Raw genomic sequence first — 25,532 nt, forward strand, 5'->3', positions numbered from 1 at the left:
TATCCGGCGATCCCGGAGACGCGGGGTTTTACCGTCTTTGGGAAGCTTCCCCGCCCCGCTGGGGTTGGATGAGCCATGCGCATCGGAGTCACGTTCCCTCAAACCGAACTCGGGCCCGACGTGGGCGCGGTCCGCGCTTACGGCCAGCGGGTGGAGGAACTGGGGTTCACCCACATCCTGGCTTACGACCATGTGCTGGGCGCCGATCGTGAGGTGCATCGGGGCTGGGCCGGACCGTACGACGTGCACACCACCTTCCACGAGCCGCTGGTGATGTTCGGTTACCTCGCGGCGGTCACGACCACTGTGGAGCTGGTGACCGGCGTGATCATCCTGCCGCAGCGACAGACCGCCCTGGTGGCCAAGCAGGCCGCGGAGGTGGATCTGCTCAGTGGTGGACGGCTGCGGCTCGGAATCGGATTGGGTTGGAACCCAGTCGAATACGAGGCACTCGGCGAGGACTTCTCCAACCGCGGCCGCCGATCCGAGGAACAGGTCGACGTGATGCGCCGGCTCTGGACCGAACAATCCGTCAGCTACGAAGGGCGCTACCACACGGTCACCGGCGCGGGCCTGTCTCCGCTGCCGATCCAACGACCCATCCCGGTATGGTTCGGCGCCGCCTCCGAACGCGCCTACGAGCGCGCGGGACGCCTCGGCGACGGCTGGTTCCCGATGATGGCACCCGGGCGCGGGCTCGACGAGGCGCGGGTCGCCGTCGGGCAAGCCGCTGCGGCCGCCGGTCGCGATCCCGCCGGATTGGGCATGGAGGGCCGGGCTGACTGGTCCGGGGGTCGCGACACGGTGGGCGAGGAGCTGGCTGCCTGGCGAGCGGCCGGTGCCACTCACGTCTCGATCAACACGATGGGCGCCGGCCTGCGCGGGGTCGACGGGCACCTTGCGGCGTTGGAAGCGGTGGCGGCCGATCTTCCGCGGTGAGCCGGGCGGTTATTGCACACGTGCCTGCTAGCGTCAGGTGAATGCGACATGTGCACGCCTTCGGCGACGACGCCCTCGGCGACCTGGATGCGGTAGCCCTGGTCGACGCCCTGCGCACCGGCAAGGTATCTCGCCCTGAACTCGTCGAGGCCGCGATCGCCCGCACCGAGAAGGTCAACCCCATCCTCAACGGCCTGGCGCACGAGACCTTCGAGCGGGCGCTGGCCCGGGCCTATGCGGGCGGGCGTGGCTACTTCGACGGGGTGCCGACGTTCATCAAGGACAACGTCGACGTCGAGGGCATGCCGACCATGCAGGGCACCGACGCGTGGGAACCTCGCCCGCACGCCGCTCACGGTGACTTCGCCAAGTTCTTCCTGGCTTCCGGGCTGGTGCCGCTGGGCAAGACCCAGCTGTCGGAATTCGGGTTCAGCGCCTCGGCCGAGCATCCCCGCATCGGCGCCGTCCGCAACCCGTGGGACACCGATTTCACCGCGGGCGCGTCGTCGTCGGGCTCGGGGGCGTTCGTCGCCGCCGGCGTGGTGCCGATCGCACATGCCAACGACGGCGGCGGCTCCATCCGGATCCCCGCGGCGTGTAACGGCCTCGTCGGCCTCAAGCCGTCGCGCGGCCGGTTGCCGCTGGACAAGATGACCCGGCAGATGCCGGTGCGCATCGTCAATGACGGTGTACTGACCCGCACTGTGCGCGACACCGCCGCGTTCTACCGGGAAACCGAACGCATCTGGCGCAACCGCCGGCTGCCGCCGATCGGCGCCGTCACCGGACCCGGCGCCGCCCGGCTGCGTATCGCGGTCGTGACTCAATCGGTGAATCGACAAGCCGCTCCGAGCGTTCGCGATCTCACCCTGCAGAACGCCGAATTGCTTGCGGGCCTTGGTCATAGCGTCGAGTACCTGGACCAGCCTCCGGTTCCGAGTTATTTCCTGGACGACTTCCTGTTGTACTGGGCGTTTTTGGCGATGACGCTGGTGCGCACCGGACAAAGGACGTTCGGGGAGAGCTTCGACAAGACGAAACTCGACAACCTCACGCTGGGGCTCGACCGGCATGCGGGCCGCAACCTGCACAAGCTACCGGTCGCGATCACGCGGCTGCGCCGGCTCCGGCGGATCACCGAGCGGCTTTATCAGACCTACGACGTGCTGCTGATGCCTACGCTGGCCGAGGAGACGCCTCGCATCGGGCACCTGGATCCCACCGCGGATTATCAGCAGATCATCGACCGGCTGATCGACTGGGTGGCGTTCACGCCGCTGCAGAACGCCACGGGGGAGCCGGCAATCTCGTTGCCGCTGGGCCGATCTGCCTCGGGTATGCCGGTGGGCATGATGCTGGCGGGTCCGCTCGGGCACGAGCGGCGGCTGCTGGAGCTGGCCTATGAGCTCGAAGCGGCCAAGCCGTGGCCCCGCATTCAAGGCTGACTGCTGACCTGAGTGCGGAATCCGTGGCCGCTGTGAACGTGTGTCGCGTCATGACCATGTGGGCGATCGGCCAACATGAGCTGGCGAGACCTCGAATCCCCTGAGCCGAAGCCCCTGCGCCGGTACAGGTTAATTCCGATCAACCGGCCTGACCTGCAACGAAATCCGTTGCCGCGATATGGTTCCCATCGATACCTGGATTTAACGGCGGAACCGTCGAGTTAACCTGATGGATATCGATCGCGTGCGGTCCGCGAAACAGGGCGGCCGGAATATTGCCGATGTGGAAACCTCTGCCTCCACAACTATTTCGCGACCATCGGCGATCGCCACCTCTTCGGGGAACAACACTTTTGTGTGTCTTCTCCGGTTTGCGTGGGCGAACATCCGCCGCAGGCCCGAACGGTTTGTGTTGTCTGTGCTCGGCATCGCACTCGCCCTCACGTGTGTGACGGTGGTGCGCACCATCTCGTCGAGTTTCGCCATCACCGGTGCGGACTCGGTGACCGAGGTGCTCGGTGGCGCCCAGCTATGGGCGGTTCCCGCCGCCGGAGTGCACTACGACAGCGCGGTGCAGGCACTGGTTGCCGACGGGCCCGCGCCGGCGATCGTCGCCCCCGGGGGGTGGCGTGCGATCAAGACGCTTTCGGGCACCACCGACGTCAACGGCACTCCGGTGTCGTTGCGCGGTAGCGACGAAACACCAGACGGCCAAGCGGTTTTGGGCTCTGAAGTCGCTCAGCGACTCGGAGTCCACGACGGCGACCGCATTGTCGTCGGCGGCCGGGATCTCGGGGTGCAGGTTGGTGGCGGCGGTCAGTCGGTGACGGTAGCGACACCACTTGCCGCATCGGTCGTGGGTGACAACGGGTGGTGGACGGTGTTCGCGCCCGCGGGGCAGGAGAAGAGCCGCACTCTCGGCAGCACCTTCGGCGGTGCGGTCGGGCTGTCCTCGACCTCGGACCCCGCCGTCAAGCCGGATCCGGCCGGGCCGGGGTTGATCTATGACACGGTGGGCGGAAACGGCCCGCTGACGTTCGACCAGAAGTACTCGGCCCTGTTCTCCGGCAAGGTCACCAGTTCGACGCTGGGGATCATCTCGATCATCGGCCTGGTCCTGGGCTTCATCATCGCCGTGTCGTCCTTCCTCGCGGCGGTGCAGGAGCGCAAGCGCGAATTCGGCATCATGTCCAGCATCGGCCTGGCTGATGAGGTGCTCTACTTCTTCCTGGTGGAGTCCGCTGTCGTCTTCGTCGCGGCCTACGTGCTGGGTGTCGCGACCGCGGGAATCGCTGTGTGGCTGGTGATCCCGGGTATCGCCACCCCGATCGCCTGGCTGCAGGCCGCCGGCATGGTCGCGGGCTTCCTGCCCGCGATGTCGATCGTCGGCGCGCTGATACCCGTGCACCGGCTGCTGCAGAACCGTCCGGTCGACCTGCTCGGAGGCCGCTGATGATCACATTCGGACTGTCCTACGGCTGGTTGTCGGCACGGCGGCGGGTGCGCGAGATGGTGCTGCCGATCGTCACCACCGCGACGGGCGCCTTCCTCGTCGTCATCGTCTTCGGGATGTCAGCGGGCATCCAGGCCCAGTCCGCATCGCTGGGCCACGCCACCGAAATCGGCCGGGCCGTCATCTTGATCGCGATCACCGTGCTGCTTGTCGGTGTCGTCGAGGTGGCCGTCGCGACCACCCGAACCATCGCGCACCGCACCCGCGAACTCGGCGTACTCGGAGCGACCGGCGTTCCCCGCCGGCCCGTAATCGCCGCGCTGCTGGTCGAACCCGCGGTTACCGCGGTCCTCGGGGCGGTAGCCGGTGTCGCGCTGGCGATCGTTGCCGCGATCGTGCTGGGCGTCCTCGGCCTGGTCCCCACCGGAGTCTCGTCGGTAGGCCTTGGCCTCGGTTCGGCGATCGCCGTCGTCGTCAGCATCATCGCCGCCCTGGCCACCAGCATCGTGCCCACGTGGAACGCGGCGTCGCGTCCCCCCATCCGCTCCCTGTCGACCGGAGGTTAGACATGACCGCAGTCGAAGACGCCACACCCGACATCGTGCCGGCACCCGAGCCGTCGCCGGTGATCGAGATCAACGACGTGTGGAAGTTGCACAAGCTCGGTGACGAGGTCGTCAAGGCCCTGATTGCCGCCGAATTGACTGTCATGCCAGGCGAATTCGTCTGTCTGATGGGCCCGAGTGGTTCGGGCAAGTCGACCCTGCTGAACATCATCGGCGGCCTCGACCGGCCCACCAAGGGCTCGGTGACGATCGCCGGCCGCGACACGGCCAAGCTGACCGAGAGTCAGTTCGCCGCGCTGCGCCACGACACGATCGGGTTCATCTTCCAGAGCTACAACCTGATCCCGTTCCTGTCGGCGGTCGAAAACGTGGAACTGCCATTGATGTTCGAGCCCTACGACCGCAAGTCGTTGCGCCAGCGGGCGTTGGAGCTGCTCGACCTCGTCGGCCTGAGCCACCGCGTACATCACCAGCCGACCAAGATGTCGGGTGGTGAACAGCAGCGCACCGCGATCGCGCGCTCGCTGATCAGTAGCCCCACGCTCGTCCTGGCCGACGAGCCGACGGCAAATCTCGACCACCGCACGGGGGAGACGGTGGTGCGCATGCTGCGCGACCTGTGTTCGACGCTTGGCGTCACGGTCGTCGCCAGCACCCACGATCCCACGGTGGCCGACGAAGCGAGCCGTGTCGTCCGTATGAGAGACGGACAAATCATCAACTGATCCAGACGGATTGGAAGTGAACGTATGACGCAAGAACTCGAGGCGCCAGCGTCGGCTCGTGACAAGCTTCTGGCCACAGAGCTCGTCCCTGAGCAGGTGCTGCCGAAGGTGATGACGACGTTCGGCCTGACGGCCACCTACGTCTTCATCATCTGCTGGATCACCGGCTCGTCGATCATGGCGGCTGGTGGCTGGACCGCGATCCCGATGTGGATTCTCGGCATCCTCACCTTCCTGATCCCCGCGGGTATGGCGGTCGCCGAACTGGGCAACCTGTGGCCCGGTGAAGGCGGTGTGTATATCTGGGCCACCCGGACCATGGGCGAGACATGGGGATTCATCGGCGGCTACCTGTCGTGGATCCCCGTGGTGCTCAACTCCGCATCGTCGCCGGCGATCATCCTGCAGTTCCTGCTGCTGGCCTTCCACGCCGAGCTCGGTCTGACGCTCACCATCATCTTGCAGGTGGTGATCCTGTGGGCGGTGATCGGTTTGGCCCTGGCGAAACTCGCTGCCAACCAGAAGATCATGAATACCGTCTTCGTCGTCTACTGGGCGTTGACGGCCGTCATCTTCGTCTCGGGCGTGATCTACGCGATCCGCAACGGCTCGGCGCAGGAGTTCACCGCGCACGCCGCGCTGGTGCCCGACTTCGCCGGTGCCGGTTTCCTCTACGGCACCGTGCTGCTGTACCTGGTCGGCGTCGAGACGCCCTACAACATGGGTGCGGAGTTCCTCTCGGTGCGTAAGAGCGGACCGAAGATGGTGGTCTGGGGTTCGATCGCGTTGGTCCTCATCTACCTGCTCACCACGCTGGGCACCGTCATGGTGTTGCCGGCCGACGAGATCAACCCGGTCACCGGCGTCATCGGCATGCTCGGCACCGCCGCACCCGCGGGCGTGATGGAAGTCGCCGCCGTTGTCCTGGCATGCATCGTGTTCGTCGCGTTGATGAGCTACCAGGTGACCTACTCGCGGTTGATCTTCGTCTCCGGTCTGGAGCGTCACCTGCCGCGGATCTTCACTCACCTGAACCCGCGGACGCGTAACCCGGTGACCGCCGTGCTGATCCAGGGCGTGCTGTCGTCGCTGATCCTGGTCGGCCTGTACTCCCAGAGCAGCATGGCGAATGTCACCGTGTTCCTGCAGGGCGGCCTGTCCATCGCCTGGCTGATCTCCGGGTTCTTCTTCCTGGTCCCGGTCATCATCGCCCGGAAGAAGTACGCCGATCGCTATGCGGCCGAGAAGTTCTGGCGCATCCCCGGCGGGATGGTCGGTGTGTGGATCACGATCGTCATCGGCTCGGTGGGCACCGTCGGCGGCATCTACTACTCGTTCGCCAAGTCGTGGATCGCCGATGTACCCGACAGCACCTGGATGACGTGGACGGGCAGCATCGCGATGGGCATGTTCGCCCTCGGTGTGATCGTCTACATCTTCGGCCGGCGCTCCGCACACAAGATGACCCAGGAAGACGCACTGGCACATCTGGCCGTGCTGGATCTCAAGAAATCCGAAACCACTAGCCCTGAGGCGGTTTAGCTCACAATGACGATGGACAGTACCGTGCTCAACACGGCGACTACCGACGACCGTGCCTGTTACCCGCTCGACCCGCTGACCGGTGCCGAGATCGAGGCGGCGGCGGCCGTCGTCAAGGACTCGGAATATGCCAGTCCGACATTGAAATTCGTGATGATCCAGCTCGCGGAGCCGGACAAGAACGCGCAGTTGACGTTCGAATCCATGTCCGACGTACCGCGGCGGGCCTTCATCACGATGTACGACGCAGCGGCCAAGTTGGTCTACGAGTCGGTCGTCGACATCGGTGCCCGAGTGGTGGAGTCCTGGAAGGCAATCCCGGGCCGCTTCCCGTCGTATCTGGTCGAGCACATGACCGGGGTGGAGGAGGTGGTCCGCGCCGACCCGCGTTGGCAGGAGGCGATGCGTAAGCGTGGGATCACCGACTTCGACCTGGCGATGATCGACCCATGGCCCGCAGGCTATTACGGCGCGCAGGACCACTACGAGAACTCACCGCTGATCTGCCGGCCGCTGACGTTCATGCGCGCCGCGGCCTCAGAGCACGGTTACGCCCGGCCGGTCGAAGGGGTGATCGTGACGTTCGACCTCGACGAGATGAAGGTGCTCGAGGTCGAGGATCACGGGGTGGTGCCGCTGCCGCCGAAAGCGGGTAACTACTCGGCGCAGTTCATGTTCGACGAGGACAACCGGCCGGCCTTCACGCAGTTCCGCGACGACGTCAAGACCATCGACATCACTCAGCCGGACGGACCGAGCTTCACCGTCGACGGCTGGAAAGTTCAGTGGCAGAAGTGGTCTCTGCGGGTCGGGTTCAACCCGCGTGAGGGTCTGACACTGCACGAGATCACCTACAACGACCGCGGCACCGTTCGGCCGATCATGTATCGGGCAGCGCTCTCGGAAATGGTGGTGCCCTACGGCGACACCTCGCCGACGCACTGGAACAAGAACGTGTTCGACATGGGTGAGGTCGGCATGGGCTTCTCGGCCAACCCGCTGACGCTGGGGTGCGACTGCCTGGGTGAGATCTTCTACTTCGACGGCACGGTGCACGACTCCGACGGCAACGCGGTCACGATCCCGAATGCGATCTGTATGCACGAAGAGGACTACGGGATCTCCTGGAAGCACACCGACTTCCGCACCGGAGAAGTCGAGGTGCGCCGGTCGCGCCGACTGGTGATCTCGATGATCTGCACGGTCGGCAACTACGAATACGGGTTCTTCTGGTACCTCTACAACGACGCGTCGATCGAGATGGAGGTCAAGCTCTCCGGGGTGCTCACCACTGGTTCGATCCCGGAAGGGGAGAAGCCGAGGTGGGGCAAGCTCGTCGCTCCGGGCATCTACGGCCCGAACCACCAGCACTTCTTCAACTTCCGGCTCGACATGAGCATCGACGGGCCGAGTAACAGTGTCTACGAGGTGGATTCGGTGGTCGAGCCCGAGCCTGAGCTCAACCCGCACCACAACGCCTGGATCGCCAAGGACACGTTGATCGCGTCGGAGGCCGAAAGCGCCAGGGACTGGAACTGGCAGACCGGACGGTACTGGAAGGTCACCAACCCGTCGAAGGTCAACGAGCTCGGCGCGGAGGTGGGCTACAAGCTGATGCCGCGCGACCCGGTGCCGGTGATGGTGCAGGAAGGTTCCTACATCTACGATCGCGCCCGGTTCCTGCAGCACAACCTCTGGGTGACCAAGTACGACCCTGCCGAGAAGTTCGCGGCCGGCGACTACATGTACCAGTGTGCCGAGGCGCAGGGTCTGCCGCAGTATGTGGCCGACGATGCGCCGCTGGAGAACACCGACATCGTGCTCTGGTACACCGTCGGTGCCCATCACATCGTCTGCCCGGAGGACTGGCCGGTAATGCCATGTCACTACACCGGATTCAAGATGAAGCCGGTCGGCTTCTTCGACGGCAACCCGGCACTGGACCTGCCGCCGTCACCGCCGAAGGGCTGCCACTCACACCACTGACCGGCCTAGGAGCTGCCGAGGGCGGCGAGAATTCTGCGGAATTCTCGCCGCTGTTCGGCGCTCAGCTCCGCCATCAGCGCCTGCTCGGAGTCGCGCACCCCGGCGTCGGTGCGCTGCAGGAGTTCCACGCCGGCGCGGGTCAGCTTCGCCGGCAGTGAGCGGCCCGATTCCACACTGGCCGGGCGCGTCGCGAGGCCGCGTTCTTCGAGGCTGCGTAACACCATGTTCATCGCCTGCGGTGAGACCCCGGTGTCGCGGGCCAGCTCCGCGTTGGACCGGTCGGGAAACTTGGACAGGATCCGCATGCAGATGTACTGCGGGAAGGACAGGCCCACCGGTTCGAGCGCGGTGGCGGTCACTTCGGCGCGCAGTGCGGAGGCCACCCGGTACAGCAAGTAGCCCAGTGGCTCGTCGTGGGCTGCGCTCATGTCAATGATATTGACATATATCAACTCAGTTGATATTCGTGGAGATATGACCACACCGCAAGATCTCTTCGATTCGGCATACCGGCGTTCGGCTCCGGAGTTCGAGGGCTTCCGGCCGCCGTGGAGCATCGACGAGCCGCAGCCCGAGATCGCCGCGCTCATCGAACAAGGCAGGTTTCACGGCGACGTCCTCGACGCCGGCTGCGGGGAGGCGGCGCTTGCGTTGTTCCTCGCCGAACGTGGCGTCACCACCGTCGGGCTCGACCTCTCGCCGACGGCCATCGAGCTCGCCCGCGCCGAAGCAGCCAAGCGCGGCCTGACCAATGCCAGCTTCGAGGTCGCCGACATCAGCGACTTCGGCGGCTACGACGGCCGGTTCGGCACGATCGTCGACTCGACCCTGTTCCATTCGATGCCGGTCGAGCTGCGCGACGGTTACCAGCGCTCGATCGTGCGGGCGGCCGCGCCGGGGGCGTCGTACTTCGTGCTGGTCTTCGACGCCGGAACCATGCCGGCCAACGGGCCCGCGCACCCGGTGACGGCCGACGAACTGCGCGCCGCCGTCGAGCCGTACTGGGTGATCGACGAGATCCGCCCCGCGCGTATCCACGCCAACGTGCCCGAGGAATTGGCATCGATGGCGAATTTCGCCGGCGGGGATCTGCGTGACGAGCCCAAGGGCCGCAAATCCATGCCGGCGTGGCTGCTGTCAGCTCACCTCGGCTGACCTCCGCGGTGTCGTAGGCTGACCGGCATGGAACTACTACGCCATGTAGTTGTGCTGGTGCACATCGTCGGGTTCGCCCTCACCTTCGGCGCCTGGGCGGCCGAGGCGGCGGCTCGGCGCTTCCGCACCACTGGGCTGATGGACTACGGCCTGCTGGTCTCGTTGCTCACCGGAGTCGCGCTCGCGGCTCCATGGGGGCTCGCGGGAAATGTCTTGAACTACCCCAAGATCGGGGTCAAGTTGGCCATCCTGGTCGTGATCGGCGGCCTGCTCGGCATGGGCAATGCCAAGCAGCGGCGTACCGGCGATCCGGTCCCGCGGCCGGTGTTCGTTTCGGTCGGTGTCCTGTCGCTCGCGGCGGCCGGCATCGCCGTCCTCTGGTGACCCGCACCAGGCACAACCCGCGAAATTGCCAGGTTCGCCGATAAGGCAGGATGGAAGTGCCGTCCCGATAGTCGCCGGGATGGCACCCTCGTGCCAGGAGCCCGACTATTCCGGAGGAGTCTGATGGGGGAGACGGCCAGTGGCAACGGCGCCGTGACGCAGGATCTGCGCCCGCGTTTCAACAGGGTGGTGCTCAAGCTCGGCGGGGAGATGTTCGGCGGCGGATCGGTCGGCCTGGATCCCGACGTCGTCGCCCAGGTGGCGCGCCAGATTGCCGAAGTGGTGCGCAGCGGCGTTCAGGTCGCCGTCGTGATCGGCGGCGGTAACTTCTTCCGGGGCGCCCAACTGCAACAGCGCGGCATGGAGCGCACCCGCTCGGACTACATGGGCATGCTCGGCACGGTGATGAACAGTCTTGCGCTGCAAGACTTCCTGGAGAAGGAAGGCATCGTCACCCGGGTGCAGACCGCCATCACCATGGGTCAGGTCGCCGAGCCTTACATCCCGCTGCGGGCGGTGCGCCACCTCGAGAAGGGTCGGGTGGTGATCTTCGGCGCCGGTATGGGGCTGCCGTACTTCTCCACCGACACCACCGCCGCGCAGCGCGCTCTGGAGATCCGCGCCGACATCGTCTTGATGGCCAAGGCGGTCGACGGCGTGTTCACCGCCGACCCGCGCCAGGACCCGAACGCCGAGATGCTCACCGAAATCAGTCACCGTGAGGTCATCGATCGCGGGCTTCAGGTGGCCGATGCGACGGCGTTCAGTTTGTGCATGGACAACGGGATGCCGATCCTGGTCTTCAACCTGCTGACCGACGGGAATATCGCCCGGGCGGTCGCAGGTGAGAAGATCGGAACCCTGGTCAGCTGATGAGTACCGCGTGCGGTTGAGGAGTACCAAGTGATTGAAGAGGCTCTCTTCGATGCCGAGGAGAAAATGGAGAAGGCCGTCGCGGTTGCTCGCGACGACTTGTCGTCCATCCGGACCGGGAGGGCCAACCCCGGCATGTTCGCCCGCGTCGTCGTCGACTACTACGGCTCACCGACCCCGATCACGCAGCTGTCGAGCGTCAACGTGCCCGAGGCGCGGATGGTCGTCATCAAGCCGTACGAGGCCTCGCAATTGAGGGCGATCGAGGATGCCATCCGTAACTCGGACCTGGGCGTCAACCCCACCAACGACGGCAACATCATTCGGGTGTCGATCCCGCAGCTGACCGAGGAACGCCGCCGGGATCTGGTCAAGCAGGCCAAGTCCAAAGGCGAGGACGCGAAGGTGTCGGTGCGCAACGTGCGCCGTCGCGCGATGGAGGAACTGCACCGCATCCGCAAGGACGGCGAGGCCGGCGAGGACGAGGTCGGGCGCGCGGAGAAGGATTTGGACAAGGCCACCGCGACCTATGTCGGTCAGATCGACGAGTTGGTCAAGCATAAAGAAGGCGAGTTGCTGGAGGTCTGATGACCGCTCAGCAGCGATTGCCCGTGGCAGACACCGAATCCGGCGCCCCCGGTTCCCCGGCGCCGGAGAACAAGAAGACCTCCCGCGCTGGTCGTGATCTGCCTGCCGCGATCGCCGTCGGCGCCGCACTCGGCGCCATGGCGATCGGCAGCCTGCTGTTCGCGCCGAAGTGGTGGTTCCCGCTGCTGGCGATCGCGATCGCGATCGCCACCCACGAGGTGGTCCGCCGACTCCGCGAACACGGCTATGTGATGCCCGTCGTGCCGCTGCTGCTCGGTGGCCAGGCGATGATCTGGCTGGCCTGGCCGTGGGGTGTGGCGGGGACGCTGGGCGCCTACGGCGCCACGATCGTCGTTGCCATGGTGTGGCGCCTGCTCGGCCAGGGTCTGCGTGAGCAGCCGGTCAACTATCTGCGTGACATCGCCGCCTCGGTCCTGTTGGCCACCTGGGTGCCGCTGTTCGCCAGCTTCACCGCACTGCTGATCTGCCAGGACAACGGCGGGGCCCGGGTTTTCACCGTGATCGCCACCGTCGTCTTCGCCGATATCGGCGGCTATACCGCCGGTGTGCTGTTCGGCAAGCATCTGCTGGCCCCGGCGATCAGCCCCAAGAAATCCTGGGAAGGACTCGGCGGCTCGCTGCTGTTCGGCATCGCCGCGTCGGTGCTGTCGGTCACGTTCCTGCTGCACAAGCCGGCCTGGGTCGGGCTGCCGCTCGGGCTGATGCTGGTGATCACCGGCGTCCTCGGCGACCTGGTCGAATCGCAGGTCAAGCGCGATCTGGGCATCAAGGACATGGGCACGCTGCTGCCCGGTCACGGCGGGATCATGGACCGCATCGACGCGATGCTGCCATCGGCGGTTGCCGGCTGGATCGTGCTCACGCTGCTGGCCTGACCCGCCGCAGCAGCGATACTGGACGCAATGAAACAAGAGCTCGTCTTCTCTGCGCCCCGGCGTGCGCTGCCGCCGCGCCATCTCGCCGACCTGGACGCCGAGGGCCGGGCGGCCGCGGTGGCCGAGCTCGGGCTGCCCGCGTTTCGGGCCAAGCAGCTCGCCCAGCAGTACTACGGGCGGCTGCTGGCCGACCCGCAGCAGATGACCGATCTGCCCGGTGCGGTGCGCGAGGCCGTTGCCGACGCGCTGTTCCCGAAGCTGCTGACGGTGGCCAAAGAAATCGAGTGCGACAAGGGGGAGACCCGAAAGACGTTGTGGCGCGCCCACGACGGCACCACCTTCGAGTCGGTGCTGATGCGCTACCCGAATCGCAACACCGTCTGCATCTCGTCGCAGGCCGGCTGCGGCATGGCGTGCCCGTTCTGCGCGACGGGCCAGGGTGGGCTGACCCGCAACCTGAGCACGGCCGAGATTCTCGAGCAGGTCCGCGCCGCCGCGGTGACCTCGCGCGACGAATTCGGTGAGCGGCTGTCCAATGTGGTGTTCATGGGGATGGGCGAGCCGCTGGCCAACTATGCGCGGGTGCTGGCCACCGTGCGGCGCATCACGGCCGCGCCGCCGGAGGGCTTCGGGATCTCGGCCAGGTCGGTGACGGTGTCGACGGTCGGGCTGGCGCCGTCGATCCGCACGCTCGCCGACGAACACCTCGGTGTGACGCTCGCGCTGTCGCTGCACACGCCCGACGACGAGCTGCGCGACACCCTGGTGCCGGTGAACAACCGCTGGAAGGTCAGCGAGGTGCTGGACGCGGCGCGCTACTACGCCGATGTGACGGGCCGGCGGGTGTCGATCGAGTACGCGTTGATCCGCGACGTCAACGACCAGCCGTGGCGGGCCGACCTGCTGGGCAAGAAGCTGCACTCCGCACTCGGCCCGCTGGCCCACGTCAACCTGATTCCGCTCAACCCGACGCCGGGCAGCGAGTGGGACGCCAGCCCCAAACCGGTGGAACGTGAGTTCGTCCGCCGGGTGAAGGCTCAGGGCGTGTCGTGCACGGTGCGCGATACCCGCGGGCGTGAGATCGCCGCGGCCTGCGGTCAGCTCGCCGCCAGCGGTTAGCTAGCGGATCCAGCCGCGGCGACGGCCCCACCAGTCGCGGACGGTGGCAGCGAAGACCAAGACCGCGAACACGATGAGCACGTAGTCCTCGACGTGGCCGACGTGGTTGCCGCGCAGCATCGCCAGCAGAAAGAGGGTGACGAAGATGCCGACACCGTGCCAGGTGCTCGGGGTGATCTTGCTCCAGCCCCAGGCGGCCGAGGGGACATCGGCGGGGTCGACCTCTGTGTAGCGCTCCACCTCGGTGCTGACCATTGCGGCTCCTGTCGGACTCAGATCGGCGATCGGCGTAATTCTGGCACACCGACCCGGCGTGGGCTCAGCCGATCTCGCCGTAGCGTCGCAACGCCTCGGCCCGCTCGGCCGCATGCTCGACGATCGGATCCGGATATCCGGCGGGCCGGCCGTTTTTCAGGCGGTGGACGTCGACGCTGGCCAGTTCGGGGCCGGCCAGCTCGCGCACCCAGCGCCGTACATACGCACCCTCGGGGTCGAACTTCTGACCCTGCGTGATCGGGTTGAACACCCGGAAGTACGGCGACGCGTCGGTGCCCGACCCCGCACACCACTGCCAGCCGTGCTGATTGCTGGCCATATCGCCGTCCACCAGCTGCTCCAAGAACCAGCGTGCGCCCCACTGCCACGGCAGGTGCAGATCCTTGACCAGAAATGACGCCACGATCATCCGTACCCGGTTGTGCATGAAGCCCGAGTCGCGCAGCTGCCGCATCCCGGCGTCGACGATCGGATAACCCGTGCGGCCCTGCTTCCAGGCCTCGAACAGCTTCTCGGCACCGGCGTCAGTGTCCACGTCCATGGCGTCGAAGCTGCGGTTCCAGTTCCACCACGCGCTGTGCGGCCACTCGTGCAGCACGGCGGCGTAGAAGTCGCGGAACGCCAGTTCCCGCAGATAGGCGCCCGGCCCGTCGGCCCGGACGTTCAGGTCGGCGGCCATCGTCCGGGGATGGATCGTGCCGAACTTCAGGTGTGCCGACATCCGGCTGATGCCCGGCTTGTCCGGGCGGTTACGGTCCTCGGCGTAGTCGGCCAGGCCGGAGCCGACGAACTCTGCCCACCGTTGCCGGGCCGCCACCTCGCCGGCCGCGAGGTCCAGGTCGGCGCCGGGATCCGGGGCGTCCACCCGGTATTTCGACGGCGGGTCGATCCAGTTCACCCTGGCGGTCGCCGACTGCGCGGGCGAGCGCCAGCCGATCTCTCGCCACCGGGCCAGATACGGCGTGAAGACCTTGTAGGGGGTCCCGTCGTCCTTGGTGACGCGGCCCGGCGACACCAGATACGGCGAACCGGTCGCTCGCAGCTCGGCGCCTGCGTCGGCCAGCGCAGCGGCCACCGCCTCGTCGCGCCGCACCCCGAACGGACTGAAGTCGGCCGAGATGTGCACCGAAGAGGCCCCGATTTCCTTGCACAGCAACGGGATTCGCTTCTCGGGCCGGCCCCGGGTGATCAAAAGCCGCCCGCCGAGGGCTTCGGAGAGCTCGCGCAGGGAATCGCCGAGGAACTGCAACCGGCGCGGGCCCGACGATTTCTCCAGCCGCGGATCGAGCACGAAGCAGCCGAGTACTTCGGCATCCTCGGCCGCCGCCTCCAGCAGCGGCGGCAGGTCGTGCAGGCGCAGATCGCGGCGGAACCATAGCAGTGCGGGCATGCTTCCATGCTGCCCGCTCGGGTCGGAACCTAGCTGGCCCGCACGCCGCCGGAGTTGTCGATCGACAACACCGGCTGACGTGCGGGCCCTCGACGTCATTGAGCCGGCGGCATCAGCACCGTGTCGATGAGGTAGACCGTGGCGTTGGCCGTCAGGACACCGCCGCACACCACACCGGCGTCGTTGACCTTGAGGTTGTCACCCGATCCGGTCACCGTGACCATTCCGCCCTGGACCGTCTTGTGCTCGCCCACGACCTGGGCGGGACTGGCCTGGGCCGGAACGACGTGATAGGTGAGGATCGAGGTCAACAGATCGCTGTCCGTCTTGAGCTTCTCCACGGTGGCCGGGTCCAGCTTGGCGAACGCGTCATCGGTAGGTGCGAACACGGTGAACTGACCGCTGTCCAGAGTCTGGACCAGGTTGACGTTCGGGTTGAGCTTGCCCGACAACGCCGACGTCAGCGTCTTGAGCAGCGGGTTGTTACTTGCAGCCACGGTCACCGGGTCCTTCGACATGCCCGCTACCGACCCTGGGCCGGTGGGTACCTGTTCTGCATAGCTCGCGCACCCAGGGCCGACGAGCGTGCCGGCCGGTGCGGCTGCCGCCGAGGTGGTGGTGGTGGTGGTCGTCGTCGCGGTCGCCGCCGAGGTGGCGGTCGACGATTCCGCGGTGGTGCTGGTCGACGAGCAGCCTGCGAAAAGTGCGGTGGCCGCCGTCAATCCGACGGCGCTCAGCACGATCCGGTGAAATGCCATGAGTGACTCCCTTGTCCTGTGAATCGGTGCCGGTTGGTGCGACCGGCTGTTCGGCAATGCACAGGTGATTCGGCGCCCGCAGCGATGCGGATGGGTGCGTTGCCGCCCAAATCCGAAGCGATGTGAGATCGCGACCGTCGCCGATGCCGGAATCGCGGTCCGGAGGCGGCACAATTGATGGGTGAGCTCCGCCAACCGCCTGAAGGTCCTGATCCTGGGTAGCACCGGTTCCATCGGAACCCAGGCGCTGGAGGTCATCGCCGAAAACCCGGACCGCTTCGAAGTCGTCGGGTTGGCCGCCGGTGGCGGAAATCCCGACCTGCTGGCCCGCCAGCGCGCCGAAACGGGCGTGACGAACATCGCCGTCGCCGACCCGGCCGCCGCCGAGAAGATCGGTGAGGTCACCTACAGCGGGCCCGACGGCGTCACCCGGCTGGTCGAAAACACCGAAGCCGACGTCGTGCTCAACGCCCTGGTCGGGGCGCTGGGACTGCAGCCCACCCTGGCCGCGCTGGCCAGCGGCGCCCGACTGGCGCTGGCCAACAAGGAATCGCTGGTCGCCGGCGGACCGCTGGTTCTCAAGGCCGCCCAGCCCGGCCAGATCGTGCCTGTCGACTCCGAGCACTCGGCGCTGGCCCAGTGCCTGCGCTCGGGCAGCGCCGACGAGGTCGCCAAACTGGTGCTCACCGCCTCCGGCGGGCCGTTCCGCGGCTGGTCGGCCGCCCAGCTCGAGCCCGTCACACCGGAGCAGGCCGGCGCCCATCCCACCTGGAACATGGGCCCGATGAACACGCTGAACTCGGCGTCGCTGGTCAACAAGGGTCTGGAGCTGATCGAGGCGCACCTGCTGTTCGGCGTCGCGTATGACCGCATCGAGGTCGTCGTGCATCCCCAGTCGATCGTGCACTCGATGGTGACGTTCACCGACGGCTCGACGATCGCCCAGGCCAGTCCGCCGGACATGAAGCTGCCGATCTCGCTGGCGCTGGGCTGGCCGGCCCGGGTGCCCGCCGCCGCGGCGGCCTGCGACTTCAGCACAGCCTCGACCTGGGAATTCGAGCCGCTGGACGCCACGGTTTTCCCCGCGGTCGACCTGGCCCGGCACGCCGGGCAGACCGGCGGCTGTCTGACCGCGGTCTACAACGCCGCCAACGAAGAGGCCGCCGAGGCGTTCCTGGCCGGAAAGATCCGGTTCCCGGCCATCGTACGAACAATTGCCGATGTCCTGCACGCCGCCGACCGGTGGGCCGCGCAACCCGCTACCGTGGAAGAAGTACTTGACGCGCAGCGATGGGCACGGGAACGCGCCCGCGAGGCCGTCACACAGGAGGTCGCTTCAATCCGATGATGTTCGTTATCGGCATTGCGCTGTTCGCACTCTGCATCCTCATCTCGGTGGCGCTGCACGAGTGCGGTCACATGTGGGTGGCGCGCGCCACCGGCATGAAGGTGCGCCGCTATTTCGTGGGCTTCGGTCCGACCCTGTGGTCGACGCACCGGCCCAACAAGCTCGGCTCCACCGAGTACGGCCTCAAGGCCGTCCCGCTCGGCGGCTTCTGCGATATCGCGGGAATGACCTCGGTGGAGGAGCTCAAGCCCGAAGAGCGTCCCTACGCGATGTTCAAGCAGGACACCTGGAAGCGGGTGGCGGTGCTGTTCGCCGGGCCTGCGATGAACTTCATCATCGGCCTGGTGCTGGTCTACGGGATCGCCGTCGTGTGGGGTCTGCCGAACCTGCATGCGCCGACGACCGCCGTCGTCGGTGAAACACAGTGTGTCGCAGCAGAAACCACCAAGGGCAAGCTCGACGACTGCACCGGCCCCGGCCCGGCCGCTTTGGCCGGCATCAAGTCCGGCGATGTGGTGCTCAAGGTCGGCGACACCGATGTGAAGAACTTCGACGAGATGGTCACCGCGGTGCGCAAGGCGTCGGGCCCGACACCGTTTGTCGTGCAGCGCACCGAAAACGGCGCCACCCGCGAGTTCACCACCACCGTCGACGTCACCCCCACGCAGCGGTTCGCGGCCAAGGAAAAGGGCGGTGAGCCGGTGCCCACGAGCGTCGGCGCCGTCGGTGTCAGCATGGCGACGTTCCCGCCGACTCAGTACAACGTGCTCACCGCCGTGCCGGCGACCTTCACCTTCAGCGGTGACCTGGCCGTCGAGCTGGGCAAGTCGCTGGCCAAGATCCCCACCAAGGTCGGCGCCCTGGTCCACTCCATCGGCGGTGGCGAGCGCGATCCCGAGACACCGATCAGCGTGGTGGGTGCCAGCATCATCGGCGGCGACACGGTCGACCATGGCCTGTGGGTGGCGTTCTGGTTCTTCCTGGCCCAGCTCAACTTCGTGCTCGGCGCGATCAACCTGGTGCCGCTGCTGCCGTTCGACGGTGGACACATCGCGATCGCCGTGTTCGAGAAGATCCGCAACCTCATCCGATCGGCGCGCGGCAGGGTCGCCGCAGCGCCGGTGAACTACCTGAAGCTGATGCCCGCCACCTACGTGATCCTCGTCGTGGTGGTCGGCTACATGCTGCTCACCGTCACCGCCGACCTGGTCAACCCGATCCGACTGTTCCAGTAGTTAGTTTGGAGATGAAGACGTGACGTCCATTGGCCTGGGTATGCCGGCCCCGCCCGCACCCGTCCTGGCACCACGCCGCCCGACCCGCCAGCTCATGGTCCGCGACGTCGGTGTCGGCAGCGAGTCCCCGATCTCGGTGCAGTCCATGTGCACCACCAAGACTCACGACGTCAACACCACGCTGCAGCAGATCGCCGAGCTGACCGCCGCCGGTTGCGACATCGTCCGGGTGGCCTGCCCCCGCCAGGAAGATGCCGATGCGCTGGCCGAAATCGCCAAGCACAGCAACATTCCGGTGATCGCCGACATCCACTTCCAGCCCAAGTACATCTTCGCCGCGATCGATGCCGGCTGCGCGGCCGTGCGCGTGAACCCCGGCAACATCAAGGAATTCGACGGCCGGGTCGGCGAGGTCGCCAAGGCGGCCGGCGCGGCGGGCATCCCGATCCGCATCGGCGTCAATGCCGGCTCGCTGGACAAGCGCTTCATGGAGAAGTACGGCAAGGCCACCCCGGAGGCGCTCGTCGAGTCCGCGCTGTGGGAGGCCTCGCTGTTCGAGGAGCACGGCTTCGGCGACATCAAGATCAGCGTCAAGCACAACGACCCCGTCGTGATGGTGGCCGCCTATGAGCAGCTGGCCGAAAAGTGTGACTACCCATTGCATCTCGGCGTGACCGAGGCCGGCCCGGCATTTCAGGGCACGATCAAGTCGGCCGTTGCGTTCGGTGCTTTGTTGTCGCGGGGGATCGGTGACACCATCCGGGTGTCGCTGTCGGCCCCGCCCGTCGAAGAGGTCAAGGTCGGCATCCAGATCCTGGAGTCACTGAATCTTCGGCCCCGCGGTCTGGAGATCGTGTCCTGCCCGTCCTGCGGGCGGGCCCAGGTCGACGTCTACACATTGGCCAACGCGGTCTCGGCTGGTCTGGACGGTCTGGACGTGCCGCTGCGGGTGGCGGTGATGGGTTGCGTCGTGAACGGTCCGGGTGAGGCGCGTGAAGCCGATCTCGGGGTGGCGTCGGGCAACGGCAAGGGCCAGATCTTCGTCAAGGGTGAAGTCATCAAGACCGTGCCGGAGGCGCTGATCGTCGAGACGCTGATCGAAGAGGCGATGCGACTTGCTGAAGACCAGCGCGGCACGGATGCATCTGCCAGCGGTTCGCCGGTGGTGACCGTAAGCTGATGGCGTAACCCCGCAGGGGTTTTCAAAACCTGCCAGAAAGACACCGCCATGTCGGCTCCGCCACTGTTTCGTCTGACCGACGAACGACGGGTGTCGGTGGTTCGCGATGCCGCGGCGGTGGGCCGGGTGCTCGCCGACGATCCGGTCGGCTCCTGCATGGTGGCTGCGCGGGTCGCCGACCACGGTGTCGAGCCGCAGGCGATCGGCGGGGAGCTGTGGACACGGCGGCGTGCCGAGGAATCCCTGTGCTACGCCGGGGCCAACCTCATCCCGCTGCGCGGCGCGCAGCTCGATCTGCACGCGTTCGCCGACAAGGCGATGAGCACTGCGCGGCGGTGTTCGTCGCTGGTCGGCCGGGCCGAGCTGGTGTTGCCGATGTGGGACCGGCTGCAGCACGCATGGGGTCCGGCCCGCGATGTGCGCGACCACCAACCGCTGATGGCGCTCGGTGTGCCGCCGGCGTGCCGGATCGACCCGGCGGTGCGCCGGGTGCGGGTCGACGAGCTCGATGCCTATCTGGTGGCTGCCATCGACATGTTCATCGGTGAGGTCGGGATCGATCCGCGGATCGGTGACGGCGGTCGGGGATACCGGCGGCGCGTCGCCAGCCTGATCGCGGCCGGCCGGGCTTACGCCCGCTTCGAGCAGGGCCAGGTGGTGTTCAAGGCCGAGGTCGGTTCGCAGTCCCCGGTTGTCGGCCAGATCCAGGGGGTCTGGGTGCATCCCGAGTGGCGCGGCCACGGACTCGGCACCGCGGGCACGGCAGCGGTGGCCGCCGCGGTGGTCGACGGCGGGCGGATCGCCAGCCTCTACGTCAACAGCTTCAACGCGGTCGCACGGGCGGCCTACGCGCGGGTCGGCTTCGCCGAAGTCGGCATGTTCGCGACCGTGCTGCTCGACTGAGCGCCGAAGTCAATTTGCTCGATTACAGCCGAGTTGTCTCTGCTTCCGCTTAATATCGCTGTAGCGCGCCGAAAGTCGCGTACTTGTCGAAAGTCCGTGGCGTGCCGGGGGTTTGCGACCGGCTATTCGCGGTATTGGGTCGGGGGGTCCAAATGCGGTGGTCTCGCTCTTCTCGTCGGCTCGGTGTGGGTGCCTTGATGGCGCTTGGGTTCGGCGCCTCGATCACTGCGGGATGTGCTGTCGCTGCTGCTGACGCAGGGTCTGCGGCTGACGGCGCCGCCACATCCGGCGCGGCGCATTCGCGGCAATCCGTTGTGTCGAACCATGTTTCGGCCCGTTCGGCGCAGTCAGCACCAAACTTTGCTGCGAGCCGCGCCGCCCGGGGGCAACAGCCTAAATCGGTGGTCTCCGGCCGGCGCGCCACCTCGCCGCCGGTAGCCGTCGGCTCCAGCGGACGTCGGGGGGCTACGCCGGCCACTTCCGAACCTGCCGCGGCGATCACGTCGGCCCGATCGTCGGATAGTGCGACGGCCACCAAAAACGTTTCAGCACTTGCTAATCCGATCGGATTTCTGAATTCGATCGCCCGCAAGATCCAAGTCACGTTCTTCAATCGGACACCGACGCTCACCTATGACGGGTCCGATAACGTCATCCACGACGACGGCACCATCACCGGGCAGGTCATCGGCGACGATCCCGACGGTGACGCGCTCAAGTACTCCGTGAGCACTGCGGCCAAGGGGACCGTGACGATCGACGGCAGCGGGAATTTCACGTTCACCCCAGGCGACGGTTTCGTCCCCGCGACCGGCGACATCTTCACCGCGACCGTCAGTGACGCCACCGCCGGGCAATTCCATGGGCTGATGGGCTTGCTGGTCCCCGGCTGGGGGTCGACCGCGAAGCTCACCGCGAAGGTGCTCGGAGCGGTCCTGCCGCCCGGCGACCCGGGCGGCGTCGGGGCTTGGGGGACGCCGTCGCGAACCGCGTACTTCACCGACTGGTCGGTGCTGTCGGATTGGTGGATCTACGAGGGCAGGACCCAGCACGGTAACCGGACGGCGAACCAGATCTCGTTCGCCGACGGCATCATGACCCTCAACGGCGACGCTGCCGGCAACGACACCGGCATTGCGTGGGGGCCGGGCCAGAAGTACGGCGCGTGGGAGGTTCGGGTCAGGATTCCGGCCGGTGCGCCCAACTACGATCCGGTGCTGCTGCTGTGGCCGGACGCCGAAAACTGGCCCACCGGTGGCGAAATCGACTTCATGGAGATCTGGGGCGACGGGTCCCGGCAGGCGGTGAATTCGGTGTTGCATTACGGGTCGAGCAACCAGCAGGCCGGCGCAACCAAGGTCGTCGACGCTACCCAATGGCATACCTACGCGGTGAGTTGGACGCCGACTCAGATCACCACCTACGTCGATGGCACGCCGATTTTCACCACCACCGACACCGCGACCTTCCCGCCGGGGCCGATGCATCTGGCGATCCAACTCGACATGCTGGGCCCCGACATTTCCGCGGGCGCACAGATGCACGTTGCGTGGGTCAAGGAGTATTCGTACGACTCGTTCACCTGACGGCTGACGCGTCTCGACTGAACGGCCGGCCGCCGGTGTGTTGGCGCCGGATTCCGGTCACGGGCTCATAACATCTGTCCCAATGGTTACTTGCACCCCACAGGCAACACGAGTCACAGGAATTGTCGCCATTCTCGCCGTGGTGGCGGCCTCTGCCACGCTGTCGGCGTGCACTCCGCGCCCCGACGGCCCAGGCCCGGCCGCCGAGAAGTTCTTCGCCGACCTCACCAAGGGCGACACCGCCGCCGCGGCGCAACTGTCCGACCGGCCTGCCGACGTCCAGGCCGCTCTCAACGAGGCGTGGGCCGGCCTGCAGGCTACCCACCTCGACGCGCAGGTCCTCGGCTCGCGCTACACCGAGGACACCGGCAGCGTGAACTACCGCTTCACCTGGCAACTGCCCAAGAAGCGGACGTGGACCTACGACGGCGTGCTGCAGATGATCCGCGACGAGGGCACCTGGCGGGTGCGCTGGACACCCGCCGGATTGCACCCCAAACTCGGTGAGCACCAGCACTTTACGTTGCGCTCCGACCCCCCGCGGCGGGCCTCGGTCAACGAGCTCGGCGGCACCGACGTGCTGGCGCCGGCCAACCTGTATCGCTACCAGCTCGATGCCGCCAAGGCCGGAAGCCAGCTGATGTCGACCTCGCGCGTGGTCGCCGATCAGCTGCGCCAATTCGACAACACTCTCGACCCGCAACGCCTGGCCGAGCAGGCCAGCTCGTCGAGCAAGCCGCTGGAGCTCGTCACACTGCGGCCGTCCGATCACGACAAGGTCGGCCAGGCGCTGGACGCCCTGCCCGGCGTGATCGTCACGCCGCAGGCCGATCTGCTGCCCACCGATGATCGCTTCGCCCCGGCTGTGATCAGCCAGGTGAAGAAGGCGGTGATCGACGAGCTCGACGGCCAGGCCGGCTGGCGGGTGGTCAGCGTGAACCAGAACGGCAACGACGTCGACGTGCTGCAGGAGGTAGCGCCCACGCCGGCACCGTCGATCTCGATCACGCTGGACCGCTCGGTGCAGAATGCCGCCCAGCACGCCGTCGACACCCAGGGCCGCAAGGCCATGATGGTCGTCATCAAGCCGTCGACCGGCGAGATCCTGGCGGTGGCCCAGAATGCGGCCGCCGACGCCGACGGACCCGCGGCGACCACCGGTCTCTACCCGCCCGGCTCGACGTTCAAGATCGTCACCGCGGGTGCGGCCATCGACCGCAACATGGCCACCCCGAACACCCTGCTGGGCTGCCCGGGTGAGATCGACATCGGCCACCGAACGGTCCCGAACTACAACAAGTTCGACCTCGGTACGGTCCCGATGTCCAAGGCGTTCGCGAATTCGTGCAACACCACCTTCGCCGAGCTGGCCAGCCGGATGCCGCCGACCGCGCTGACGGTCGCTGCTTCGCAGTACGGCATCGGCCCGGACTACACGATCGACGGACTGACGACGTTGACCGGCACAGTGCCACCGACAGTGAACCTGGCCGAACGCACCGAGGACGGCTTCGGCCAGGGCAAGGTTCTGGTCACCCCGTTCGGGATGGCGCTGGCCGCAGCGACGGTTGCGGCCGGCAAGACACCGAGCCCGCATCTGATCGTGGGCAGCCAGACTGCCGAGACCGGTGATCATCCGCCGATCACGCCGGCCATGATCGAGGGCTTGCGCCCGATGATGCGGCAGGTCGTCACCAACGGCACCGCCAAGGACATCAGCGACGCCGGCGATGTGCGCGGCAAGACCGGTGAGGCCGAATTCGAGGGCGGCTCGCACGCCTGGTTCGCCGGCTATCGCGGTGACCTGGCATTCGCGGCGCTGATCGTGGGCGGCGGCAGTTCGGAGTACGCGGTGCGAATGGTCAAGATGATGTTCAGCGAGCTGCCGACCGACTATCTGGCCTGAGCGGCGCCAACTGGACGCAACCGTTGCGTTAAATCTTCGGTGCGCCCATACCCATCGCGATCGGCTCCTCGGATGATGGTGAATATCCGGAGCCGACGTCGTCTCGCGAAGTAGGGGCGAAATCGCGACGGACGGTGGGGGCGGGCCCGTGACAATGGATTGGACTCGGCGACGCTGGATCAGATTCCGGCGGCGACTCAGGTACGAGGCTCGCTACGGCGGGGAGGTTCACCCGGTCGCCAAATTTGTGCTTGTCGCACTGGTCGCCGCGGTCACACTGGCTTTGGCGTTGTACACGTTGAAAGTCACCTGACCGCACTCGATTAGCAAGTAGGACAAGCGCTTCAGTGTGTATAGATGAGGCGTGACCAACCGGATCCAAAGCTTGCTGGGCGTGACCTATCCCGTCGTCCAGGCGCCGATGACCTACATTGCGAGAGCCTCGCTCGCCGCCGCGGTGTCGGAGGCCGGCGGCCTTGGCGTCATCGAGACGCTCACTGAAGAAGGCCGTGCCGACCTGCTCAAGGTTCGCGATCTCACCGACCGGTCGGTCGGCGCCAACCTGATGATCCAGGGCTGGAAGAAGGATCCGTCCATCGTCGACGTGCTGGTCGAGGCCGCGGTGCGGCACGTGTTCACGTCCGCTGGCGACCCGGGCCTGTTCACCGCGCGACTGCACGACGCCGGCATGACGGTCGTGCACGTCGTCGGTTCGCTGAGCGGTGCCCGCAAGGCAGTCGACGCCGGCGTGGACGCCCTGGTGGTCGAGGGCGTCGAAGGCGGTGGCTTCAAATCTGCGCTCGGTGCCTCGACCATGGTGCTGCTCCCGCTGATCGCCGAGCAGATCGATCTGCCGCTGATCGCCGCCGGGGGGATCTGCGACGCCCGGTCGACCGCGGCGGCGGTGGTGTTGGGTGCCGAAGGCGTACAGATGGGCACCCGCATGCTGGCCAGCCGCGAAGCGGCCGTGCACGCCAACTTCAAGGACGCGATCGTCGCCGCCGACGATGCCGGGACGATCCTGCTCGATCTCCCCGGAAATCCCACGATGCGGGTGCTGCACGTCGGCCTGGCTCGGCGCGTGGCGACCGAGGGGGCCACCGCTCCGCTGATCAGCGGCGTCACCGAGCTCTACTTCGAGGGCGACATGGAGGCCAGCGTGGCCAACACCGGCCAGGTGTCGTCGCGCATCGTCGAGGTCCTGCCTGTCGCCGACATCATCCGCAGTACCTGGGTCGAGGCGCAGAGCGCGCTGAGGGGGGCGGCGGCGCGGCTGTGA

Annotated in this window: 24 protein-coding genes; 20 read left to right on the plus strand and 4 right to left on the minus strand. The window is 66.8% G+C overall.

Annotated features, from left to right (window positions below; translation table 11 throughout):
• The first annotated feature begins 75 nt into the window (after nt 1-75).
• From HPC46_RS14720 to HPC46_RS14750, 7 genes are all read left to right on the plus strand, one after another.
• The gene (locus HPC46_RS14720) at nt 76-939 is read left to right on the plus strand and encodes an LLM class F420-dependent oxidoreductase (RefSeq protein ID WP_179471035.1); all 864 of its coding nucleotides are present in this window, start codon (nt 76-78) and stop codon (nt 937-939) included.
• 41 nt (nt 940-980) lie between these two features.
• Entirely contained in the window at nt 981-2,384 is a 1,404-nt protein-coding gene (locus HPC46_RS14725) for an amidase (protein ID WP_179471037.1), read from the plus strand.
• A 229-nt stretch (nt 2,385-2,613) separates the two neighbouring features.
• A complete protein-coding gene (locus HPC46_RS14730; RefSeq protein WP_218894188.1) occupies nt 2,614-3,837 on the plus strand; it encodes an ABC transporter permease in 1,224 nt (407 codons plus the stop codon).
• Nucleotides 3,837-4,403, plus strand: a complete 567-nt coding sequence (locus HPC46_RS14735) for an ABC transporter permease (RefSeq protein ID WP_179471041.1) — start codon at nt 3,837-3,839, stop codon at nt 4,401-4,403. Before HPC46_RS14730 ends, HPC46_RS14735 begins: the two co-directional genes overlap by 1 nt.
• A 2-nt stretch (nt 4,404-4,405) precedes the next feature.
• Nucleotides 4,406-5,128, plus strand: a complete 723-nt coding sequence (locus tag HPC46_RS14740; RefSeq protein ID WP_179471043.1) for an ABC transporter ATP-binding protein — start codon at nt 4,406-4,408, stop codon at nt 5,126-5,128.
• Between the two features lie 24 nt (nt 5,129-5,152).
• Nucleotides 5,153-6,670: an APC family permease gene (locus tag HPC46_RS14745; RefSeq protein WP_179471045.1), complete on the plus strand. Its 1,518-nt coding sequence runs from the start codon at nt 5,153-5,155 to the stop codon at nt 6,668-6,670.
• Between the two features lie 6 nt (nt 6,671-6,676).
• Nucleotides 6,677-8,656, plus strand: coding sequence for a primary-amine oxidase (locus HPC46_RS14750; protein ID WP_179471047.1), 1,980 nt, complete (start codon nt 6,677-6,679; stop codon nt 8,654-8,656).
• 5 nt (nt 8,657-8,661) lie between these two features.
• On the opposite strand, the gene HPC46_RS14755 is transcribed toward HPC46_RS14750, so the two are convergent.
• Nucleotides 8,662-9,084, minus strand: a complete 423-nt coding sequence (locus tag HPC46_RS14755) for a MarR family winged helix-turn-helix transcriptional regulator (RefSeq protein ID WP_179471049.1) — start codon at nt 9,082-9,084, stop codon at nt 8,662-8,664.
• A 46-nt stretch (nt 9,085-9,130) separates the two neighbouring features.
• Here HPC46_RS14755 and HPC46_RS14760 point away from each other — a divergent pair, with 46 nt between their 5' ends.
• From HPC46_RS14760 to rlmN, 6 genes are all read left to right on the plus strand, one after another.
• Complete coding sequence (locus HPC46_RS14760) at nt 9,131-9,811, plus strand: class I SAM-dependent methyltransferase (protein WP_218894189.1); 681 nt, start codon at nt 9,131-9,133, stop codon at nt 9,809-9,811.
• A 27-nt stretch (nt 9,812-9,838) separates the two neighbouring features.
• Nucleotides 9,839-10,195, plus strand: a complete 357-nt coding sequence (locus tag HPC46_RS14765) for a Fe-S protein (protein WP_179471053.1) — start codon at nt 9,839-9,841, stop codon at nt 10,193-10,195.
• 123 nt (nt 10,196-10,318) lie between these two features.
• A complete protein-coding gene (gene pyrH, locus HPC46_RS14770; protein ID WP_179471055.1) occupies nt 10,319-11,068 on the plus strand; it encodes a UMP kinase in 750 nt (249 codons plus the stop codon).
• A gap of 30 nt (nt 11,069-11,098) precedes the next feature.
• A complete protein-coding gene (gene frr, locus HPC46_RS14775) occupies nt 11,099-11,656 on the plus strand; it encodes a ribosome recycling factor (protein ID WP_094476173.1) in 558 nt (185 codons plus the stop codon).
• Entirely contained in the window at nt 11,656-12,552 is an 897-nt protein-coding gene (locus tag HPC46_RS14780; protein ID WP_179471057.1) for a phosphatidate cytidylyltransferase, read from the plus strand. Before frr ends, HPC46_RS14780 begins: the two co-directional genes overlap by 1 nt.
• A 27-nt stretch (nt 12,553-12,579) precedes the next feature.
• Complete coding sequence (gene rlmN, locus HPC46_RS14785) at nt 12,580-13,671, plus strand: dual-specificity RNA methyltransferase RlmN (RefSeq protein WP_179471059.1); 1,092 nt, start codon at nt 12,580-12,582, stop codon at nt 13,669-13,671.
• On the opposite strand, the gene HPC46_RS14790 is transcribed toward rlmN, so the two are convergent.
• The 3 genes from HPC46_RS14790 to HPC46_RS14800 form a co-directional block, all read right to left on the minus strand.
• Entirely contained in the window at nt 13,672-13,926 is a 255-nt protein-coding gene (locus HPC46_RS14790) for a DUF2631 domain-containing protein (RefSeq protein ID WP_005148908.1), read from the minus strand.
• Between the two features lie 64 nt (nt 13,927-13,990).
• Nucleotides 13,991-15,337 (minus strand): cryptochrome/photolyase family protein, encoded by a 1,347-nt coding sequence (locus HPC46_RS14795; RefSeq protein ID WP_179471061.1) that lies wholly within the window; start codon nt 15,335-15,337, stop codon nt 13,991-13,993.
• A 95-nt stretch (nt 15,338-15,432) separates the two neighbouring features.
• Nucleotides 15,433-16,095, minus strand: a complete 663-nt coding sequence (locus HPC46_RS14800; protein ID WP_179471063.1) for a fasciclin domain-containing protein — start codon at nt 16,093-16,095, stop codon at nt 15,433-15,435.
• Nucleotides 16,096-16,276: 181 nt separating this feature from the next.
• Between HPC46_RS14800 and dxr the strand changes: the two genes are divergently transcribed.
• The 7 genes from dxr (at nt 16,277) to HPC46_RS14835 (ending at nt 25,532) form a co-directional block, all read left to right on the plus strand.
• The gene (gene dxr / locus HPC46_RS14805) at nt 16,277-17,443 is read left to right on the plus strand and encodes a 1-deoxy-D-xylulose-5-phosphate reductoisomerase (RefSeq protein ID WP_179471065.1); all 1,167 of its coding nucleotides are present in this window, start codon (nt 16,277-16,279) and stop codon (nt 17,441-17,443) included.
• On the plus strand, nt 17,440-18,678 hold the full coding sequence (locus HPC46_RS14810) for a M50 family metallopeptidase (protein ID WP_179471066.1): 1,239 nt from the start codon (nt 17,440-17,442) through the stop codon (nt 18,676-18,678). The genes dxr and HPC46_RS14810 overlap by 4 nt, the downstream gene beginning before the upstream one ends.
• A gap of 40 nt (nt 18,679-18,718) precedes the next feature.
• Nucleotides 18,719-19,858, plus strand: coding sequence for a flavodoxin-dependent (E)-4-hydroxy-3-methylbut-2-enyl-diphosphate synthase (ispG, locus tag HPC46_RS14815; RefSeq protein ID WP_179471185.1), 1,140 nt, complete (start codon nt 18,719-18,721; stop codon nt 19,856-19,858).
• A 48-nt stretch (nt 19,859-19,906) separates the two neighbouring features.
• Complete coding sequence (locus HPC46_RS14820) at nt 19,907-20,761, plus strand: GNAT family N-acetyltransferase (protein ID WP_179471068.1); 855 nt, start codon at nt 19,907-19,909, stop codon at nt 20,759-20,761.
• Between the two features lie 401 nt (nt 20,762-21,162).
• A complete protein-coding gene (locus tag HPC46_RS14825; RefSeq protein WP_179471070.1) occupies nt 21,163-22,347 on the plus strand; it encodes a family 16 glycosylhydrolase in 1,185 nt (394 codons plus the stop codon).
• A gap of 82 nt (nt 22,348-22,429) precedes the next feature.
• A complete protein-coding gene (locus HPC46_RS14830) occupies nt 22,430-24,253 on the plus strand; it encodes a penicillin-binding transpeptidase domain-containing protein (protein WP_179471072.1) in 1,824 nt (607 codons plus the stop codon).
• A gap of 364 nt (nt 24,254-24,617) precedes the next feature.
• Nucleotides 24,618-25,532: an NAD(P)H-dependent flavin oxidoreductase gene (locus HPC46_RS14835; RefSeq protein ID WP_179471074.1), complete on the plus strand. Its 915-nt coding sequence runs from the start codon at nt 24,618-24,620 to the stop codon at nt 25,530-25,532.

Source organism: Mycolicibacterium vinylchloridicum, from assembly GCF_013404075.1.
In the GTDB taxonomy this organism is placed as follows: domain Bacteria; phylum Actinomycetota; class Actinomycetes; order Mycobacteriales; family Mycobacteriaceae; genus Mycobacterium; species Mycobacterium vinylchloridicum.

Coding starts and splice junctions, on each gene's coding strand:
- HPC46_RS14720 (WP_179471035.1), top strand. CDS start 76: ATGCGCATCGGAGTCACGTTCCCTCAAACCGAACTCGGGCCCGACGTG.
- HPC46_RS14725 (WP_179471037.1), top strand. CDS start 981: ATGCGACATGTGCACGCCTTCGGCGACGACGCCCTCGGCGACCTGGAT.
- HPC46_RS14730 (WP_218894188.1), top strand. CDS start 2,614: ATGGATATCGATCGCGTGCGGTCCGCGAAACAGGGCGGCCGGAATATT.
- HPC46_RS14735 (WP_179471041.1), top strand. CDS start 3,837: ATGATCACATTCGGACTGTCCTACGGCTGGTTGTCGGCACGGCGGCGG.
- HPC46_RS14740 (WP_179471043.1), top strand. CDS start 4,406: ATGACCGCAGTCGAAGACGCCACACCCGACATCGTGCCGGCACCCGAG.
- HPC46_RS14745 (WP_179471045.1), top strand. CDS start 5,153: ATGACGCAAGAACTCGAGGCGCCAGCGTCGGCTCGTGACAAGCTTCTG.
- HPC46_RS14750 (WP_179471047.1), top strand. CDS start 6,677: ATGACGATGGACAGTACCGTGCTCAACACGGCGACTACCGACGACCGT.
- HPC46_RS14755 (WP_179471049.1), bottom strand. CDS start 9,084: ATGAGCGCAGCCCACGACGAGCCACTGGGCTACTTGCTGTACCGGGTG.
- HPC46_RS14760 (WP_218894189.1), top strand. CDS start 9,131: ATGACCACACCGCAAGATCTCTTCGATTCGGCATACCGGCGTTCGGCT.
- HPC46_RS14765 (WP_179471053.1), top strand. CDS start 9,839: ATGGAACTACTACGCCATGTAGTTGTGCTGGTGCACATCGTCGGGTTC.
- pyrH (WP_179471055.1), top strand. CDS start 10,319: ATGGGGGAGACGGCCAGTGGCAACGGCGCCGTGACGCAGGATCTGCGC.
- HPC46_RS14780 (WP_179471057.1), top strand. CDS start 11,656: ATGACCGCTCAGCAGCGATTGCCCGTGGCAGACACCGAATCCGGCGCC.
- rlmN (WP_179471059.1), top strand. CDS start 12,580: ATGAAACAAGAGCTCGTCTTCTCTGCGCCCCGGCGTGCGCTGCCGCCG.
- HPC46_RS14790 (WP_005148908.1), bottom strand. CDS start 13,926: ATGGTCAGCACCGAGGTGGAGCGCTACACAGAGGTCGACCCCGCCGAT.
- HPC46_RS14795 (WP_179471061.1), bottom strand. CDS start 15,337: ATGCCCGCACTGCTATGGTTCCGCCGCGATCTGCGCCTGCACGACCTG.
- HPC46_RS14800 (WP_179471063.1), bottom strand. CDS start 16,095: ATGGCATTTCACCGGATCGTGCTGAGCGCCGTCGGATTGACGGCGGCC.
- HPC46_RS14810 (WP_179471066.1), top strand. CDS start 17,440: ATGATGTTCGTTATCGGCATTGCGCTGTTCGCACTCTGCATCCTCATC.
- ispG (WP_179471185.1), top strand. CDS start 18,719: ATGCCGGCCCCGCCCGCACCCGTCCTGGCACCACGCCGCCCGACCCGC.
- HPC46_RS14820 (WP_179471068.1), top strand. CDS start 19,907: ATGTCGGCTCCGCCACTGTTTCGTCTGACCGACGAACGACGGGTGTCG.
- HPC46_RS14830 (WP_179471072.1), top strand. CDS start 22,430: ATGGTTACTTGCACCCCACAGGCAACACGAGTCACAGGAATTGTCGCC.